General features: G+C 42.5%; 14 protein-coding genes, 2 tRNA genes and 3 rRNA genes. 1 reads left to right on the top strand and 18 read right to left on the bottom strand.

Annotated elements, in window-relative coordinates; translation table 11 throughout:
* Window position 1 precedes the first annotated feature (1 nt).
* From J699_RS00570 to J699_RS00580, 3 genes are all read right to left on the bottom strand, one after another.
* Window positions 2-1,153, bottom strand: a complete 1,152-nt coding sequence (locus J699_RS00570; RefSeq protein ID WP_032868137.1) for a hypothetical protein — start codon at window positions 1,151-1,153, stop codon at window positions 2-4.
* 47 nt (window positions 1,154-1,200) lie between these two features.
* Window positions 1,201-2,034 (bottom strand): C39 family peptidase, encoded by an 834-nt coding sequence (locus tag J699_RS00575; RefSeq protein ID WP_005228835.1) that lies wholly within the window; start codon window positions 2,032-2,034, stop codon window positions 1,201-1,203.
* Between the two features lie 419 nt (window positions 2,035-2,453).
* Window positions 2,454-3,416: a DUF6160 family protein gene (locus J699_RS00580; RefSeq protein WP_032868141.1), complete on the bottom strand. Its 963-nt coding sequence runs from the start codon at window positions 3,414-3,416 to the stop codon at window positions 2,454-2,456.
* A 524-nt stretch (window positions 3,417-3,940) separates the two neighbouring features.
* On the opposite strand from J699_RS00580, the gene J699_RS00585 reads away from it, so the two are divergent.
* Window positions 3,941-5,287: an anthranilate synthase component I family protein gene (locus J699_RS00585; protein WP_032868143.1), complete on the top strand. Its 1,347-nt coding sequence runs from the start codon at window positions 3,941-3,943 to the stop codon at window positions 5,285-5,287.
* A gap of 14 nt (window positions 5,288-5,301) precedes the next feature.
* Here J699_RS00585 and hisC read toward each other — a convergent pair whose 3' ends face one another.
* The 15 genes from hisC to J699_RS00655 all read right to left on the bottom strand — a co-directional run bounded on the left by hisC (window position 5,302) and on the right by J699_RS00655 (window position 19,347).
* On the bottom strand, window positions 5,302-6,387 hold the full coding sequence (gene hisC, locus J699_RS00590; protein ID WP_032868145.1) for a histidinol-phosphate transaminase: 1,086 nt from the start codon (window positions 6,385-6,387) through the stop codon (window positions 5,302-5,304).
* 61 nt (window positions 6,388-6,448) lie between these two features.
* Window positions 6,449-7,738, bottom strand: coding sequence for a histidinol dehydrogenase (hisD, locus tag J699_RS00595; protein WP_032868147.1), 1,290 nt, complete (start codon window positions 7,736-7,738; stop codon window positions 6,449-6,451).
* 130 nt (window positions 7,739-7,868) lie between these two features.
* On the bottom strand, window positions 7,869-8,531 hold the full coding sequence (locus tag J699_RS00600) for a DUF4272 domain-containing protein (protein ID WP_032868149.1): 663 nt from the start codon (window positions 8,529-8,531) through the stop codon (window positions 7,869-7,871).
* 139 nt (window positions 8,532-8,670) lie between these two features.
* On the bottom strand, window positions 8,671-9,360 hold the full coding sequence (gene hisG, locus J699_RS00605) for an ATP phosphoribosyltransferase (protein ID WP_005283487.1): 690 nt from the start codon (window positions 9,358-9,360) through the stop codon (window positions 8,671-8,673).
* A complete protein-coding gene (gene murA / locus J699_RS00610) occupies window positions 9,357-10,616 on the bottom strand; it encodes a UDP-N-acetylglucosamine 1-carboxyvinyltransferase (RefSeq protein WP_032868151.1) in 1,260 nt (419 codons plus the stop codon). Before murA ends, hisG begins: the two co-directional genes overlap by 4 nt.
* Before the next feature lie 6 nt (window positions 10,617-10,622).
* On the bottom strand, window positions 10,623-10,874 hold the full coding sequence (gene ibaG, locus J699_RS00615; protein WP_005228821.1) for a BolA family iron metabolism protein IbaG: 252 nt from the start codon (window positions 10,872-10,874) through the stop codon (window positions 10,623-10,625).
* A gap of 137 nt (window positions 10,875-11,011) precedes the next feature.
* Entirely contained in the window at window positions 11,012-11,353 is a 342-nt protein-coding gene (gene hpf / locus J699_RS00620; RefSeq protein WP_004655596.1) for a ribosome hibernation-promoting factor, HPF/YfiA family, read from the bottom strand.
* Between the two features lie 168 nt (window positions 11,354-11,521).
* Window positions 11,522-12,970 (bottom strand): RNA polymerase factor sigma-54, encoded by a 1,449-nt coding sequence (locus tag J699_RS00625; protein WP_032868153.1) that lies wholly within the window; start codon window positions 12,968-12,970, stop codon window positions 11,522-11,524.
* Window positions 12,971-13,145: 175 nt separating this feature from the next.
* Window positions 13,146-13,634, bottom strand: a complete 489-nt coding sequence (locus J699_RS19870; RefSeq protein WP_228131913.1) for a hypothetical protein — start codon at window positions 13,632-13,634, stop codon at window positions 13,146-13,148.
* Window positions 13,635-13,655: 21 nt separating this feature from the next.
* Entirely contained in the window at window positions 13,656-13,865 is a 210-nt protein-coding gene (locus J699_RS00630) for a hypothetical protein (protein ID WP_032868155.1), read from the bottom strand.
* A 140-nt stretch (window positions 13,866-14,005) separates the two neighbouring features.
* Window positions 14,006-14,120: ribosomal RNA gene (gene rrf, locus J699_RS00635) — 5S ribosomal RNA — on the bottom strand.
* A gap of 158 nt (window positions 14,121-14,278) precedes the next feature.
* A 23S ribosomal RNA gene (locus tag J699_RS00640) occupies window positions 14,279-17,171 on the bottom strand.
* A 373-nt stretch (window positions 17,172-17,544) separates the two neighbouring features.
* A tRNA-Ala gene (locus J699_RS00645) sits at window positions 17,545-17,620 on the bottom strand.
* A 54-nt stretch (window positions 17,621-17,674) separates the two neighbouring features.
* A tRNA-Ile gene (locus J699_RS00650) sits at window positions 17,675-17,751 on the bottom strand.
* A gap of 59 nt (window positions 17,752-17,810) precedes the next feature.
* Window positions 17,811-19,347, bottom strand: a 16S ribosomal RNA gene (locus J699_RS00655).
* Together the 16S, 23S and 5S rRNA genes with 2 tRNA genes alongside form the textbook arrangement of a ribosomal RNA operon.
* Between the last annotated feature and the right edge of the window lie 18 nt (window positions 19,348-19,365).

Here is a 19,365-nt window from a genome sequence, read left to right as displayed (position 1 = left end):
CTTAACGAATTTTTTTACCGAAACCTATGATATCAAGCGGGAAAGATAGGCCGAGTGAGACATCAGGCGCATCTTCGGTTAAACCAATTCCAACCGTGCCATTGACAATTGTTTCAGGTGATACACGCACCCCTAAAGCAAAAGACAACATGGCGCTACTTTGGTCCGCAGACTTATAACTTTCATCATTTTCAAAATAGAATTTTGCGCCAGTATTAAAGCTTTGTTGATATGACATGGTTAAAGACACATCATAGTTAAAGGAATAAGCGAATCCGAAAGAAAAACCACCACTCAAACCTGGATCAAAACTTTCTAGAACCCGACTACCGCGTAGTTGATTAAGACCAGACTCTTTTAGACCATAACTTGTTGAAACAGAAGCAAATAATACAACAGGATCAATATATTTGCGTGTACTCGCACCTGCACCGACCGAGTAATACCCTTTACCTGTGGAAAGCTCATCAATCCCCACTTCATAAGGGCTATCTCCCGTTTTAGTCGACAAGCTACCAAACAGGACCAAAGGCAAGCGTCCTTGTTTTAATGGAAATGGTTCCCAACGGGCACCAAAATTGATATCACCTAAACCTGCAGTAGTTTGATCTTGTAATAAATCTTTTTTAGCAACAAACGGCACTGAGGCAGATAAGGTAAGGTTATCTAATAATCCATACTGGACTGTGAAGGTATTGGTTAAAGTATGGTTAGCATCTTCTTCAACACGTAATCTTGATAATGAACTATTACTATCATTCATGGCCAAATCAAGGCGACTATCTCGGTAATAGGTATAATCTAAATCATAATAAGATGAAAAAACCCCTTTCTTAATTAATGAATATTGACGTTCATTCGAGGTAAATACTTCTTGTAAATTTGTTTCCTGTGTTGCGTCGCTTTCTTTTTTCTGCAAGGCACTTGCAGCCTGATCTGCCTGACTATTCTCAGTAACCTGACCTGTGTCAGCAACAGGGGCTTCCGTACTTTCTGTAGCAGTATTAGCCTGTGCTTCCGTGACTGGCGCTGCTTGGTCGGCCTCAGCGCTAACAGGCTCAACAGGCGGTTGTGGTTCTGCTGCGTAAAGTGTCGATGTGATTGCGCTCAAACTTAACGCCAACACAGTCATCTTCATCCATGTATGATTCATTTTACTTTTGCATCCTATTACATTAATTTTACTGATTTTTTCTAAACTTATTTCCGCTTGTAATATAAGCGCATATACGTGGTAATCGGTTGATTATAGTTCTCTGAGTTAGGGTCCGAATCCAATACTCGACGCATAGTTGAAGCTTTATCTGCCAGACGCTCAAATTTCTGCGTTGGAAATTGAATTTCAGCCAAGGCATAACGATTTACTGTTGCATCCTCAACATGACGCATATCCGCATCTTGCAGCGCTAATAAGCTTTTTTGGTATTGTTGAGGGATATCCACAATAAATAATGTATTGTTATCCCAAATTTCCTTAAATCGAGATTCATCAAAGCTAATATTGCCTAGAGCAGGATCAGCAACATAAACCCTTCCATCTTTATAAGCTTTATATACTACAAAATGTTTAAAACCAGCATAGGTAATAGGTACAATGGCCGGCTGTTTTAATGCGATAAGATCCGTAAACTCTCCGCGATAGCCTCCACTGTTAATCCCCAAAGCTGAGACAAAGCGTTTCATATCTAATAAAGAGAAACTACGACGTTCGATAATCCTTTGATATTCACCATACTGCAGCAAGCCACTCATGGTTTGCTGTTCTGTAAGGCGTAAGCCACCATAACCATTCAATAAGGTTGTTAGCGCGGCTGAACCACAACTATAGTCATAAGCCTGACGTACAATCCCGCGGAATTGCTCCTCTACAGCAGGTTTAATGACAACTGCCTCACGATGATTACGAGTAAAGGAAGGATTACGAGAATCCATGGTTTCTGTATAATAAACAGTCCCCTGTGGTTTTTTTTCTATTTCAAAGGCTTGCGTTGTAAAGTAATACATCAATGCCGAGCCTAAAGCGATCTCTAACATAAGTCTCTTTTTCTAACAATGGCAACACTTGCCTTATTCATTTTATTTTTAGTGTCAACGACACTACATCCCTGCAAGATGAAGATACCTTTTTTTATAAGAAAATACATCTTTTTTTTGGTTTTTTTTGACAGGATGTTAATTTTTTTATAATTGATACTCAAATTAAACAATTAACACCTTAAGGCAAACAACTTTACTACAATAAAAACGATTACTTCCTCCCCTCCTTCCATCACACATGCTGTATTTCATAAATCAAGAAAATCCGCGATAGGCATAAAATAACAGATGACAGACTAAAACATGCCAATTATCTTAAAAATTCATTACAACAAATTGCAAACTTTATCTTTGTTCAAAATTAGATATATAAAAACAAAAAAAGCGCCAAAGCGCTTTTTTTGTTCGATAATTGCTTAGTGACCAGAAATCGTAATCGCAGCACCTGAACCGCCAGCATAGGTGGTTTTCAAGCCTTGAATTTCTACATCACCGATTGAACCTGCAGTTTTACTACCTAAATGTACACCTGAGATATAAATGTCAGTCCCGTTTGCAGGTGCTTTACTGATAATTTTCAAGTAACCATCATTTGCAGCTGCTGCACTTTCACCTACTACGCTAATATCAGTATTAACGCTTAGGCTATTCACACCGCTATCAGCGACTTTAATGCTATCAAGATGAATTTCACCAGCAGCTGTACTTGCAACACCAGTTAATGTTGTTTGACCAATTGTTGACTTATCTAAAATGCCAAGGTTAGTAATTTCCAGACCAGATGCTAAAGTCGTATTTAACTTGATCATAGCACCTTGAGGAGCAGCACCTAACTGAATGTTCGCATCCATTTTACCAGTTTTAATGCTTAAACCAGATAGAATTGCATTATAGTTAGCGGCATCATTACCACGCTGAATGCTTGTTGTACTTGCTGTACCCGAACCAGAAACACCGATTTCACCTAAGCTAATATTCAAGCCAGATACTTTCGCTGCAACGTTAAGGAAAGCACCACCATTTGCTGCAGTACCAGCATCAGTATCAATCGTTAAATCAGCCAAGTTATGAGAAGCTAGTAATTCAGCACCTGAATTATCCATATTTGGTGTAATAGAAATATTGTTAACTACGATTGCACCAGCAGTTCCTGTACCACCTGAACCAAGATCAGTGCCTACAACACCGTTAGCTGCAAGACCATCGTTGTCATGAATTAATAATTTGTCGATCGTAACAGAAGTAACACCAAGACCAATATTGATACCATCTTGACCTGTTGCAGCGCTTAGTGCAGCATCATCCATTGACTGCATAGCCATTGCATTTGCGCTAATCGCCATTGAAGAAACTAAAACAAGTTTAGTAAACATTTTCATTGAGCACTCTCCCAAGAGCATTTATTTTTTGACTTTCACTACTCTAAACTGTCCACGGTCGTTTTTTTATTAATGACAACTAGAACTTCCAATCCTTGAGTAGTTCGCTTAGCAATTACTAAATTACCTGTTTGTTATTTTATGTTCAACTCCTGTTAACTGCTTTTTAAGTACAACCCGACAAACGGCATATAATTCACCCACTTTCTTATTTTGATAAATTGATCCTAAACCAATGTAAATTATATTTATTTTTTATTTTTATCTACAATATTGCAGATAAATAGATTAACCATTGGCCATTTATCCACTCAGAAGGTTATGGTTACAAGTGTATACAAAAATGCGTTTTTCAGTATTTGAGTGACTATCCTATCAATCCATCTCCTAAAGCAAAAATCAGTTCGTATTCTTACCATTAAATTGCTGGTTTTTTACGTCATCAGATTATAAATGTCAGTCCAGTGTTTTTGGATGTAGTACAATTCATTCCATCAAATGTATCTGTAAGTATTTCCGTTTTTATGTCTTATTTTCAGCAAAAGCTTAACACGCAACTCACCTCTGCATTTGACCTTCTTGTACAACTGTATGAATTAACAGGTTTAGTCTACTTATATGACCAAAACACCCCTATTATTGCCTTTTTACCGCAAGAATTTTTAGTTTTCCAACAATCCGAATTAAAACAATTTCAAAAAATTCAATTTAATCAATATCAAATAACATCTGAAGCGTCATTAGTTACTGCATTCTCAAAGTTTAAGCCCCTCTCAGAGACATCTGATAGCGTCGCGTTTAATGGTGGCTATATTGGTTTCTTTAGCTATGATTATAGTGCAGAGCAATTTGTCGAAGTAAATTCACGTCATCAACCCGGATTTTTCCTAGGTCAATATTCAACTTTTTTAAAGTATGAAAATGATGGCTGGTATTTTCACAGCGATGAACAACAAGCAGTATTCATCTTTCAGCAGATCTCTGATCTGATCAATCAAGCTGTTCAAACACCTACCCCACTTTATCTGCTTGAGAAATGCCAAGCCCGTTGGTCAAAACAGCAGTATTTAAAGGCCTTTCAGCAAGTACAAGAATACATCAAAGCAGGCGATTGCTATCAAATTAATTTGACTCAAGAGTTTACCGCCCATGCGCAGGGCTCACTGTTAAGCCGTGCCAATGATTTATGGGAACTGACCCATGCACCTTACGCAGGATATCTCAAACTCGCTGACTTCGAATTATTGAGTTGCTCACCTGAATTATTTATTGAGTTTCAGGCTGATCGAAAAATTAAAACGCGTCCAATCAAAGGCACGATGCCACGCTTTGATGATCCACAACAAGACCAAATTTCCAAAGACAAACTCAGCCATTCTAAAAAAGATCAGGCTGAAAATGTCATGATTGTCGACCTTTTGCGTAATGATCTGAGTGTCTATGCAGAAACAGGCTCTGTTGAAACCACTAAACTATTTGAAATTGAAAGCTTTAATCAGGTTCATCATATGGTCAGCGAGATTACAGCGAGCTTAAAAGCAGATATCAATCCAATGCAAATGTTATTGTCAGCGCTGCCTGGCGGTTCAATTACTGGCGCACCAAAGATTCGGGCCATGCAAATTATTGAAGAGCTTGAAGGTGCACCACGTGGTGCTTATTGTGGCAGCTTGGGTTACTTTAATTTCGATGGTACAGGCAGCTGGAATATCTTGATCCGTAGTATTCAGAAATATCAGGATCAATTATCCATGTGGGCGGGTGGCGGCATCACCATTGCGTCTGATGCAGAAGCCGAATATCAGGAATGCTTTGATAAAATTTCTGCCATGCTGGATTTACTCAATACATGGCAGATTTCTAAACAATAAGCTTTCCTACAGATTTATAAAATTTGCGTTTTAAGCGTACCCACTAAACGCTGATTTTGCTCATCGGTCCCAATCGTGATACGCAGGAATTGATTAATACGTGGTTTATTGAAATAACGCACAATAACGCCCTGCTCTCGCAATTGTTGGGCCAACTGCGCAGCTTCATGCTTTGGATGTGTGGCAAAGATAAAATTGGCTTTCGATGGCAATACCTCAAAGCCTAAAGCAGTCAGATCATCGACCAGTTTTTCCCGGCTGGCAATCACCTTGGCACATTGCGCTTCAAAATAAGCTTGATCTTCAAATGAAGCCACCGCTGCGGCAATGGCAAAGCGATCGATTGGATACGAATTAAAACTATTTTTCACGGCTTCAAGTGCCGCAATCAAATGTGCTTGCGCAATGGCAAAACCAACCCGTAAGCCAGCAAGCGAACGTGACTTGGATGTCGTTTGGCAAACCACTAAATTGTCATAGCGATTGACCAGTTGTACTGCGGATTCGGCACCAAAATCGACATATGCTTCATCAATCACCACCACTCGATCTGGGTTTGCCTTCAGCACGTGTTCAATCTCATCTAAACCCAGCGCAATACTGGTGGGTGCATTTGGATTGGTGATGATAATTCCGCCATTTTCCTGCTCATAATCCGATATATCAATTTCGAATTTTTCATTCAATGGAATCTGCTTGGTCTGCGTTGCAAAGAACTGGCTATACACCGGATAAAAGCTATAAGTAATATCCGGATAAAGAATTGGCTCTTTCTGGATAAAAAAAGCTTTAAAAATATGCGCCAATACTTCATCCGAACCATTACCAACAAACACTTGAGTTACATCAACATGCTGCTGCTTGGCAATCGCCTGCTTTAAAGCGGTTGCGTCAGGATCTGGATATAAACGCAAAGCATCGGCCTGTTCAGTTAAAACGGCTTGAACAGCCTGCACCACTTTTGGTGATGGCGGATAGGGATTTTCATTGGTATTCAGTTTGAGTAAGTTCTGAATCTTAGGTTGCTCACCCGGTACATAAGGCTCTAATTCACGAACCTCTGGACTCCAAAAACGCATCTGTTCTGCTGTAAACGTCATTGTTCTACTCTCATGTATCCTAAAAAAGGGGCTAACCAGCCCCTATCAATCTTTGAATCAGTTATTGGTAACGATAACGGGCTGAGCGCGCATGAGCATCAAGATTTTCTTGCACTGCCAACACATCAGCTGCTTTTGCCAAGCTTTTTACACCCTCTTCAGAGCACATGATCAAGCTAGAACGCTTCTGGAAATCATAAACACCGAGTGGCGAAGAAAAACGTGCTGTGCCCGACGTCGGCAGGACATGGTTTGGCCCCGCGCAATAATCACCAATGGCTTCTGGCGTATAACGTCCCATAAAGATTGCCCCAGCATGACGAATCTCCTGACTCATCAACTCTGCATCATCAAGACATAACTCCAGATGCTCTGGTGCCACCTGATTAATCAGTTCAACTGCTTCAGTACGGTCTTTTACCAGCACCAATGCACCGCGATTTTGAATCGAGGTTCTGGCAATTTCTGCTTTTGGCAATTCACTTAAATGCTTTTCAATCGCAGCTTCAACGGCATTGAGCAATGCTTCGTCAGGGGTAATAAAAATCGCTTGTGCAACGGTGTCATGCTCTGCTTGAGACAACACATCCATGGCCAACCATTCCGCATTATTTTCACCTTCGGCATAGACCAGAATTTCCGAAGGTCCTGCAATCATATCAATACCGACTTGGCCAAACACCGCACGTTTTGCGGCTGCAACAAAGCGGTTGCCTGGTCCTGTAATTTTATCCACCGCAGGAATGGTTTGTGTCCCATAAGCCAATGCCGCCACAGCTTGTGCACCACCAATGGTAAATACGCGGCTTACCCCAGCCAAATAAGCTGCAGCTAATACCAATGGATTCAGTTCACCATTTGGTGCAGGAACCACCATGATAATTTCTGGGACACCCGCGACATGTGCTGGCAACGCATTCATTAACACCGATGAAGGATATGACGCTAAGCCACCCGGTACATAAATTCCGACACGGTCCAGTGCTGTGACTTTCTGGCCTAAGGTATTACCCAGCTCATCAACATAGGTCCAGCCTTCCTGCTTTTGTGCCTGATGGAACGAACGGATACGTTTTGCTGCCAGTTCCAGTGCTTCACGAATTTCAAGACTTAAGCCTTCAAATGCCGTTTTGAGCTGTGCCTGAGTCAGTTCTAATTCAGAGAATTGATGCGCGGGATGTCGATCAAACTGTTGCGTTAGTTTAAGCACATGATCATCACCATGCTGACGAACATCAGCAATAATCTGATCTACAGTTTGTATAAGTTGAGGATCATTCACGGTTTCAAATGCTAAAAGTTCAGCAAATGTCTGTTTAAAATTTTGATCCTGAGTCGATAAACGTCGCATCAATTTACCCACAAGGCGAAAAAGAGAACGCTAAGTTTACTCTTTTTCAGTACGCTTGTGGGCAAGATAACATCAGCATTTCCGCAGCTTTTATAGGAAAAAACATTTAATGATAAGAGATCTATAAGTTTTAAGTACTTACATCCGGATTATCCCAATCCGCATCGGCCTGTATCAGCCAGTTTAAAGCGCCATGACGCTCCAGAACGATGGAAGCATTTAAATTTGCAGGTGCATGCTGCTGTTTTAATCGCGCATTAACACATGCCCAGTCATAACGATAGATCAGATCTACCTCATCCAGAATCTCTTCAATATTTCTTAATTTCACCTGCTGCATAAATTCCTGCAATGAATCACAGCCTGATACCACCTGAATGGCAAAATCACAATCTGCGATTTCATCTGGATATTTCAACTCTTCGACAATCCCCAATGCCCATAGCAACACCCAATAGGCTTCATACTTCCAGACCATGTTGACAATCTCTTGCTGCGAAGCATTTCGATTCAATATGTTTTTTTCTTTAACAGTTAATTCATCAGTGACTGCAAATTTATTCAATAGATCGACAATAAAATCTTCTGTTTCTTGATCAAATTGGTTTTGATCTAGATCACATGCCACCTGAATCATCAGTAAACATGCGATCGCACGCTTGGCAATGCGCTCAGCGGAGCGCTGGATTACATCATCACTTGATTCAATATGCGGCAACCAGTCAATATAAGGTATGGCTTTAGCTTTTAATTTTAGAATAGATTCTTGTTTACGCTGCTGTGGATTTTTCATTGTTCCTGACATTTTCAACACATCATTAGCTTTTTTAACATAGCCTCAGCTCAGAAACAAAGGTGTTATATCTCCCACACAATCTTCAAATGTAAAAAAACCGCTCATGAGAACGGTTTCTTAATTTGATGAACAACAATCAGTTTTGACGTGCTTTAATCGCTTCTTCAAGTTGCGTCAAAATCGGATTTAAAACAGCTTGTTTACGTTTAAAGCTGGCTTTGTTCACAATCAGACGAGAAGAAACCTTGCAAATTTCTTCCAACGGCTCCAAGCCATTGGCACGTAAAGTATTACCCGTATCCACTACATCGACAATGTAATCACCTAAACCAACCAAAGGCGCAAGCTCCATTGATCCGTATAGCTTAATCACATCCACCTGCTCACCGAGGCTTGCATAATATTGGCGGGTTAAGTTGACGTATTTGGTCGCAATCTTTAAGCGGCCTTTTGGACGTTCCATACCGACTTTCCCCGCCGTCATTAACTTACAATTGGCAATTTTCAGATCAAGCAACTCATACACATGTTGGGCACCATGTTCCATCAACACATCTTTACCCGCGACACCAAAGTCTGCTGCACCATTCTCAACATAAGTCGGTACATCAGAAGCACGTAAAATCAAAATACGGACTTTCTTGTGCGTGGTAGGAAAAATCAGTTTGCGTGATTTATCCGGATCTTCAAGTAAATTAATACCCGCCTTTTCAAGCAAGGGTAAAGTTTCCTTTAAGATACGACCTTTACTGAGTGCTAAAGTTAAACCATGATCAAAATTACCCATTACGTCAAAATTTGGATCATCGTTTCTTAAGTCATTCATCCTTTTACTCGCTTAATCTGAGCACCTAAACTTTGCAATTTTTCTTCCACATGTTCGTAGCCACGATCAATGTGATAGATACGGTCAACCAGTGTTTCGCCTTCAGCAACCAAAGCCGCTAAAACCAGTGAAAATGAAGCACGTAAATCCGTCGCCATGACAGGGGCAGCTTGCAGTGTTTCCACACCAGTAACCACCGCATCATGTCCTTCCACCTGAATATTGGCACCCATACGTGAAAGTTCCGGGACATGCATGAAACGGTTTTCAAAAATCGTTTCTGAAATCGTTGCAAAACCACGACCAATCGCATTCACCGCCATCAATTGAGCCTGCATATCAGTTGGAAAATCTGGATGCGGTAATGTTCTAAAACTCACCGCTTTCGGACGTTTACCTTGCATGTCCAGTTCGATCCAGTCATCACCACGCGTGACTTCTGCACCCATTTCTTCAAACTTATCCAATACTGCTTCGAGCAATGCAGGATCGGTATGCGTAGTTTTCACTCGGCCACCGGTAATGGCAGCAGCAGCTAAATATGAACCGGTTTCAATACGGTCAGCAACCACTGCGTATTCACAGCCATGCAGACTTTCCACACCTGTTACCACCAGTGTATCGGTGTCGAGACCTTCAATCTTGGCACCCATCTTGATCAACATTTGCGCAAGATCGGTAATTTCAGGTTCACGAGCAGCGTTACGAATCGTAGTCACACCATCAGCCAAGGCCGCAGCCATCAAGATGTTTTCGGTTCCACCAACGGTCACCATATCAAAAACAACTTCACCGCCTTTTAAGCGACCATCTACTGAAGCATGGACATAACCATTTTCCACTTCAATATGCGCACCCAAAGCTTCTAAAGCTTTGAGATGTTGGTCGACTGGACGCGAGCCGATAGCACAACCGCCCGGTAAAGACACCTTGGCGTTGCCATAGCGCGCCAACAACGGGCCAAGCACTAGGATAGATGCACGCATAGTTCGTACAAGTTCATAAGGTGCAAACTGGTTGTCTAATGTTGAAGCATCAGCACAAACCGTCTCACCTTCATAGCTCATGGTCACGCCAAGGCCAGCAATCAACTTAACCAATGTATTTACATCTTTTAAGTTCGGTACATTGGTTAACGTAATCGGAGAATCAGCAAGAATCATTGCTGCAAGTAAAGGCAATGCCGCATTTTTAGCACCCGAAATGCGCACTTCACCCTCGAGCTTAACACCGCCCGTAATTAAAAACTTATCCATTAATATTTAAGCTCCGAAAAGGCTTGCTTTGCGCCATTCGTCTTTTGTCATTGCACGAATCGTGACTGCGTGAACTGCACCACTCGCGATATAAGAATTTAGAGGTGCATAAACCGATTGTTGACGAGCAACGGTACGTTTACCTTCAAACTGATCATCAACAATACGCAGGTCAAATTTGCCAGCTTGTCCGCTCACCGCTACTTCTGCTTCAGGGAAAGCTTCTTTTAAAATTTGCGTGAGCTGCTCACTATTCATTCCAAGACCTCTTATACAACCATTGGTGTAAAACGCGCTATTTTACTATAACTTTTTCACATAATTCAGTAAGCAGTTTCTTTTTTTATCAATAAAAAAAGAGGCTTCACAAAAAGCCTCTTATATAAAAATAAAAATTAACTCAAAAGTGCCAGTTCATGCTGGTACGAACACTGGATTTTCCGATGTTTTGCAAGCTGACGTTTTAATTTATCGGTCAATTTCCGAATCGAGGTATACATATCATCGGCTGTCGCCTGGGCAAACAGTTCCACCCCTGGCAAACGTATAATTGCCTCAGCAATATGGTTTGCACTTCCTTTGTGTGAACGTTTGTCAATTTGATGATCTTTAGCCAGCTTGATCTGCATACTATTCACTTGATCCAGATGCTTGGTCATTTGACTAAACTTTTCTTTTATATTTTCTTCAATTGCTGGTGTAATGGTTAAATGGTGTCCACGAATTGTTATTTGCATAATTCTATCCCTCACCTTTTTCTCAGGATACAAGCAATCGCTCAAGCAAATTTAATGCACATCAGTGGTTCAATATCCATTAAATCATTTCAGCGATTCCTCTAGTGATCATTAAAAAAATTCATTATTCCGTAATAATGAACCAATAGAATAGTCACACCTTAAAATTTAGATCAAGACTTTTCTTTCAGAAGATGAAGGAATATGTAACGATTCACGATATTTCGCAACGGTCCGCCGAGCCACCTCAATCCCTTCTTTTTTCAGCATCTCGGCAATTGCATTATCCGACAAAGGTTTACGTGGATTTTCATTAGAAACCAGCTTTTTAATCATGGCACGAATCGCAGTTGATGACGCCTCCCCGCCTGTTGTTGTCCCCACATGACTTGAAAAGAAATATTTCAATTCAAATAAACCACGCGGAGTCAGCATATATTTATTAGTCGTAACCCGGGAAACGGTAGATTCATGTAGCTCAACTTCTTCTGCTACATCACGGAGCACTAAAGGCTTCATTGCCTCTGGACCTTGCTCCAAAAAGGCGCGTTGATGCTCAACAATACAGGTTGCAACCTTTAATAAGGTTTTATGACGTTCATCAATACTCTTGATAAAGTTTTTCGCTTCCAGCATTTGATTTCTTAAATAAACATTGTCATCACTCTGATCTGCACGACGAATCATACCTGAGTAAAATGAATTGATCCGTAATTTAGGCAGAACATCGGGATTGAGCTGTACCTGCCAATGCAAATCCTTTTTAGAAACGACGACATCGGGAACCTGATATTCAGACTCCTGTTGGTTGAACTCTAATCCAGGATAAGGCTTGAGGGTCTTGAGTAAATCGACGGCACTTGTTAACTGTTCTTTGGTCAAACCTGTTTGCTTTAATAATTTGTTCAAATCATTAGAGATCAATAATTCATAATATTTTAGTAAATTCTTGGCTTCTGCGACATAAGGAACTTTCTCATGAACAGTTTCAAGCTGGATCTTCAAACATTCCGCCAAGTTTCTTGAACCAACCCCGATAGGATCCAAACGTTGAATATGTTTTAAAACAACAATAATTTCATCTTCCTCAACTTCTTCATCACTTTCTATCTCCTGCAACAACCGAGAAACAGCAAGCAGAATATCTTCTAGTTCCGCATCCAGGAAACCTTTATCATCCAGAGAATCAACAATGCAATATGCAATAAGCTTATCGACTTTCGAAAAATGTAACAGATTAACCTGATCTAAAATATGCTCTTTCAAACTCATTTGTGCTTGGCGATTGTCTTCTCTTTCTTCGTATTCTGGTGAAGCCAAAGCAGTGGATTGATGGGTATAAATATCATCCCACTCAGTATCTACAGGTAAGTCATTTGGAAGATGATCAGCATTCAGCTCAGTCGTTAAGTCTCCTGTCTCTGCTACTTCTAGCGCCGAAAGACTTTCTACGGTCCCCATCTCTTCTATTTTTTCAAGCAATGGATTACTGTCTAACTGGATCTGAATTTCTTGTTCGAGCTCTAAGCTTGAGAGTTGTAAAAGACGTATGGCCTGTTGTAATTGAGGCGTTAACGATAAACTGTTCGCAACTTTCAATCCAACAGATAATTTCATAGTCTTTCCTTTTATTTAGATAAGCAAAAAACATGCCTATAAAAATATTTATAACATAAAAGCAATGTTTACGCATACAAGGAAAAACCTTTTCAATTGACTTATTCGTTCAAAAAACAGGCAGACACATGATCTTTACTAAGAATCATAAAAACTATTAAATAGCAGAGATTTTTTACTTAGTTAACTCATATTTAAGTCCAAAGTGAAGTCCCATGAATTGCTCTGTTAACTCATGCAAAGTTTTGTGAATATCATTTAATACATCTTCATCACTTACATACGACTCTATAATTTCATTATTTTGATTTTCTACTAATAAAAAAACTTTAGACCGATTAGGTCTTTTATCCAACTCATTTAAATTACTAGGAAAACTATAATTCTTAAAAGTAGATTTTTCATAGTCTAAATCGGAATTCATTGTTATTGGATATCTAAACATAGTGGAGTTCTTATCAAATGCCTCAATAGACTTTACAAGGTCATAAAGATCATGAGGAATATCCAACCAATTAGTTTCACACTTTTCCCCAATATAACTTTGATTTTCTGCAAGAAGCCTTAGAAAATTTTCAAATAATGTATTAATTGAATGTACATTAAAAATTTTCTTTTCCTTATCATTTTCCAACAATAAAGGTAAGTTATCACCTGACTTCATCTTTTCATCAGAAGGGCATATTCAATAAATCAAAGTAATTACTGATTTTAAATATAATTCGATGCTGTGGCGATAGAGATATAGAATTGGTAACTTACTACCACCAATACCAAATCCCAAAATATTCTCTTTGCTGTCTTCCAATGCCTTTGCAGCATAATAAAATGAATCTGCTGTAGAGCCTCCTGAATCCACCTGTAAAGTCAAAGGCTTAAAATAATCTTCTATCATGATTTCTGCTTAAATTTACTTTATATTCTATAGTTAAACTCAAAGGCAATACGAATTTAACTAATTTTTATTCAATTTTCTTTCCTTCGCGCAATAAAAAAACACCCCCAACCGTCAGGTTAGGGGTGTTTAGATTTAAAAGCTGGCGATGACTTACTCTCACATGGCAAGTGCCACACTACCATCAGCGCTAAGAGGTTTCACTTCTGAGTTCGGGAAGGGATCAGGTGGTTCACTCTTGCTATTGTCGCCAGCAAACTGTTTTGGTTTTGGGTGGTCTTACGTTTTTTGCCACTTAGTACCGAAAGAGTTATTAACGGATTAGTTAATTGAGTCGTATTGTAACTAGTTTTGACACTAAATCAAGTTATGTATTGAATTTATCTTGAATACAACAACTGTTTGGGTGTTGTATAGTCAAGCCTCACGAGCAATTAGTATTGGTCAGCTTCACACGTCACCGTGCTTCCACACCCAACCTATCAACGTCCTAGTCTCGAACGGCTCTTTAGAGGAATAAATTCCTAGGGAAATCTTATCTTGAGGTAGGCTTCCCGCTTAGATGCTTTCAGCGGTTATCCCTTCCGAACATAGCTACCCGGCGATGCGACTGGCGTCACAACCGGTACACCAGAGGTTCGTCCACTCTGGTCCTCTCGTACTAGGAGCAGATCCTCTCAAATTTCCAGCGCCCACGGTAGATAGGGACCGAACTGTCTCACGACGTTCTAAACCCAGCTCGCGTACCTCTTTAAATGGCGAACAGCCATACCCTTGGGACCTGCTTCAGCCCCAGGATGAGATGAGCCGACATCGAGGTGCCAAACACCGCCGTCGATATGAACTCTTGGGCGGTATCAGCCTGTTATCCCCAGAGTACCTTTTATCCGTTGAGCGATGGCCCTTCCATACAGAACCACCGGATCACTAAGACCTACTTTCGTACCTGCTCGACTTGTGGGTCTCGCAGTTAAGCGCGCTTTTGCCTTTATACTCTACGCGTGATTTCCGACCACGCTGAGCGCACCTTCGTACTCCTCCGTTACTCTTTAGGAGGAGACCGCCCCAGTCAAACTACCCACCAGACATGGTCCTCGCCCCGGATTACGGGGCAGAGTTAGAACCTCAACATTACCAGGGTGGTATTTCAAGGACGGCTCCATTAGAACTAGCGTTCTAACTTCAAAGCCTCCCACCTATCCTACACAAGTAAGGTCAAAGTTCAATGTCAAGCTGCAGTAAAGGTTCACGGGGTCTTTCCGTCTAGCCGCGGGTACACTGCATCTTCACAGCGATTTCGATTTCACTGAGCCTCTGCTGGAGACAGCGCCGCCATCATTATGCCATTCGTGCAGGTCGGAACTTACCCGACAAGGAATTTCGCTACCTTAGGACCGTTATAGTTACGGCCGCCGTTTACTGGGGCTTCGATCAAGAGCTTCGCTTACGCTAACCCCATCAATTAACCTTCCAGCACCGGGCAGGCATCACACCCTATACGTCCACTTTCGTGTTTGCAGAGTGCTATGTTTTTAATAAACAGTTGCAGCGGCCTGGTTTCTGTGGCTGCCAACAGCTCAGGGAGCAAGTCCCATCACCGTCAGCAGCGTACCTTCTCCCGAAGTTACGGTACCATTTTGCCTAGTTCCTTCAGCAGAGTTCTCTCAAGCGCTTTGGTCTACTCGACCTGACCACCTGTGTCGGTTTCGGGTACGATTCCTGTGTAACTGAAGCTTAGAGACTTTTCCTGGAAGCATGGTATCAGCCACTTCACTGTACAAGTACAGCTTGCTATCAGCTCTCAGCATAGAGCACCCCGGATTTGCCTAAGATGCATGCCTACAGCCTTCCACCTGGACAACCAACGCCAGGCTGACTTAACCTTCTCCGTCCTCTCATCGCATTACACAGAAGTATTGGAATATTAACCAATTTCCCATCGACTACGCCTCTCGGCCTCGCCTTAGGGGTCGACTCACCCAGCCCCGATTAACGTTGGACTGGAACCCTTGGTCTTTCAGCGAACGGGTTTTTCACCCGTTTTGTCGTTACTCACGTCAGCATTCGCACTTCTGATACCTCCAGCATACTTCTCAATACACCTTCATCGGCTTACAGAACGCTCCCCTACCACGTATACTAAAGTATACATCCGCAGCTTCGGCACATAGTTTTAGCCCCGTTACATCTTCCGCGCAGGCCGACTCGACTAGTGAGCTATTACGCTTTCTTTAAAGGGTGGCTGCTTCTAAGCCAACCTCCTAGCTGTCTATGCCTTCCCACATCGTTTCCCACTTAACTATGATTTTGGGGCCTTAGCTGGCGGTCTGGATTGTTTTCCTCTTGACTACGGACGTTAGCACCCGCAGTCTGTCTCCCGGATAGTACTCATTGGTATTCGGAGTTTGCATCGGTTTGGTAAGTCGGGATGACCCCCTAGCCGAAACAGTGCTCTACCCCCAATGGTATTCGTCCGAGGCGCTACCTAAATAGCTTTCGGGGAGAACCAGCTATCACCAGGCTTGATTAGCCTTTCACCCCTATCCACAAGTCATCCCCTGGCTTTTCAACGACAGTGGGTTCGGTCCTCCAGTTAGTGTTACCCAACCTTCAACCTGCTCATGGATAGATCGCCTGGTTTCGGGTCTATACCCAGCAACTAAACGCCCTATTAAGACTCGATTTCTCTACGGCTCCCCTATGCGGTTAACCTTGCTACTGAATATAAGTCGCTGACCCATTATACAAAAGGTACGCAGTCACACCACGAAGGTGCTCCCACTGCTTGTATGCATGCGGTTTCAGGATCTATTTCACTCCCCTCACAGGGGTTCTTTTCGCCTTTCCCTCACGGTACTGGTTCACTATCGGTCAGTCAGGAGTATTTAGCCTTGGAGGATGGTCCCCCCATATTCAGACAAGGTTTCACGTGCCTCGCCCTACTCGTCATCATTATGTGTGCCCTTTCGTGTACGGGAATATCACCCTCTACGTTCGCACTTCCCAGAGCGTTCCACTAGAACACACATAACTTAATGGGCTGCTCCCCGTTCGCTCGCCGCTACTAAGGGAATCTCAATTGATTTCTTTTCCTAAGGGTACTGAGATGTTTCACTTCCCCTCGTTCGCTTCATAAGCCTATGTATTCAGCTTATGATACCCGCCTTTTAGCGGGTGGGTTCCCCCATTCAGAAATCTCCGGATCAAAGGATATTTGCCGCCTCCCCGGAGCTTTTCGCAGGCTATCACGTCTTTCATCGCCTCTGACTGCCAAGGCATCCACCACATGCACTTAATTACTTGACTATACAACCCCAAACAGTCGTTACACCTACAAGTGGGTGTAGCAACAGAATCAATGTAAACATTAATTCATACAGCTTGTTGTTTCGTGAACTTAATCACCGTACAGCTTCAATCTAAATTCATATACCAAAACGCTTGATTCAGTGTTTTTGCTAGTTCTCATTTCATTCAACTTAAACATCGAAATGTTTAAATCAAAGAATGAGTGAACAATTTATTTCAGACTCAATTCTACTAATCTGTTAATGATTAACTACCACCTCGTCGGTGCGTAGTAAACTGTGATAAATCACAGAGATTAATAAACCAGTCAACTTGGACTGTATTCACTAAACTCTATAATCTATTTAGCTCAGAATTACTAAGTAATTCATGGTGGAGACTAGGAGAGTCGAACTCCTGACCTCCTGCGTGCAAAGCAGGCGCTCTACCAACTAAGCTAAGTCCCCAGCTTAAAATCATAATGAACGATATATCTCAATCTCAGCTTCAGCTATCAGATTTGGTGGGTCTGACAAGACTTGAACTTGTGACCCCACGCTTATCAAGCGTGTGCTCTAACCAACTGAGCTACAGACCCTCAGATACATCTTCGAAGAACAACTTGTTGTGGATTCTTACCGGTCACCAATCTTTCGTTAAGGAGGTGATCCAGCCGCAGGTTCCCCTACGGCTACCTTGTTACGACTTCACCCCAGTCATCGGCCACACCGTGGTAACCGCCCTCTTTGCAGTTAGGCTAGCTACTTCTGGTGCAACAAACTCCCATGGTGTGACGGGCGGTGTGTACAAGGCCCGGGAACGTATTCACCGCGGCATTCTGATCCGCGATTACTAGCGATTCCGACTTCATGGAGTCGAGTTGCAGACTCCAATCCGGACTACGATCGGCTTTTTGAGATTAGCATCCTATCGCTAGGTAGCAACCCTTTGTACCGACCATTGTAGCACGTGTGTAGCCCTGGCCGTAAGGGCCATGATGACTTGACGTCGTCCCCGCCTTCCTCCAGTTTGTCACTGGCAGTATCCTTAAAGTTCCCATCCGAAATGCTGGCAAGTAAGGAAAAGGGTTGCGCTCGTTGCGGGACTTAACCCAACATCTCACGACACGAGCTGACGACAGCCATGCAGCACCTGTATCTAGATTCCCGAAGGCACCAATCCATCTCTGGAAAGTTTCTAGTATGTCAAGGCCAGGTAAGGTTCTTCGCGTTGCATCGAATTAAACCACATGCTCCACCGCTTGTGCGGGCCCCCGTCAATTCATTTGAGTTTTAGTCTTGCGACCGTACTCCCCAGGCGGTCTACTTATCGCGTTAGCTGCGCCACTAAAGCCTCAAAGGCCCCAACGGCTAGTAGACATCGTTTACGGCATGGACTACCAGGGTATCTAATCCTGTTTGCTCCCCATGCTTTCGTACCTCAGCGTCAGTATTAGGCCAGATGGCTGCCTTCGCCATCGGTATTCCTCCAGATCTCTACGCATTTCACCGCTACACCTGGAATTCTACCATCCTCTCCCATACTCTAGCTTCCCAGTATCGAATGCAATTCCCAAGTTAAGCTCGGGGATTTCACATCCGACTTAAAAAGCCGCCTACGCACGCTTTACGCCCAGTAAATCCGATTAACGCTCGCACCCTCTGTATTACCGCGGCTGCTGGCACAGAGTTAGCCGGTGCTTATTCTGCGAGTAACGTCCACTCATCTTAGGTATTAACTAAGAGAGCCTCCTCCTCGCTTAAAGTGCTTTACAACCAAAAGGCCTTCTTCACACACGCGGCATGGCTGGATCAGGCTTGCGCCCATTGTCCAATATTCCCCACTGCTGCCTCCCGTAGGAGTCTGGGCCGTGTCTCAGTCCCAGTGTGGCGGATCATCCTCTCAGACCCGCTACAGATCGTCGCCTTGGTAGGCCTTTACCCCACCAACTAGCTAATCCGACTTAGGCTCATCATTTAGCGCAAGGTCCGAAGATCCCCTGCTTTCTCCCGTAGGACGTATGCGGTATTAGCATTCCTTTCGGAATGTTGTCCCCCACTAAATGGCAGATTCCTAAGCATTACTCACCCGTCCGCCGCTGGGTCAGTTACCGAAGCAACCTTCCCCGCTCGACTTGCATGTGTTAAGCCTGCCGCCAGCGTTCAATCTGAGCCATGATCAAACTCTTCAGTTTAAAATCATTAGTAGCTTA

Origin of the sequence: Acinetobacter sp. 1000160 (assembly GCF_000588715.1) — a bacterium.
GTDB classification, from domain to species: Bacteria; Pseudomonadota; Gammaproteobacteria; order Pseudomonadales; family Moraxellaceae; genus Acinetobacter; species Acinetobacter courvalinii.
The sequence above is the reverse complement of the archived record's forward strand: the minus strand, read 5'-3'. Positions and strand labels throughout refer to the sequence as shown.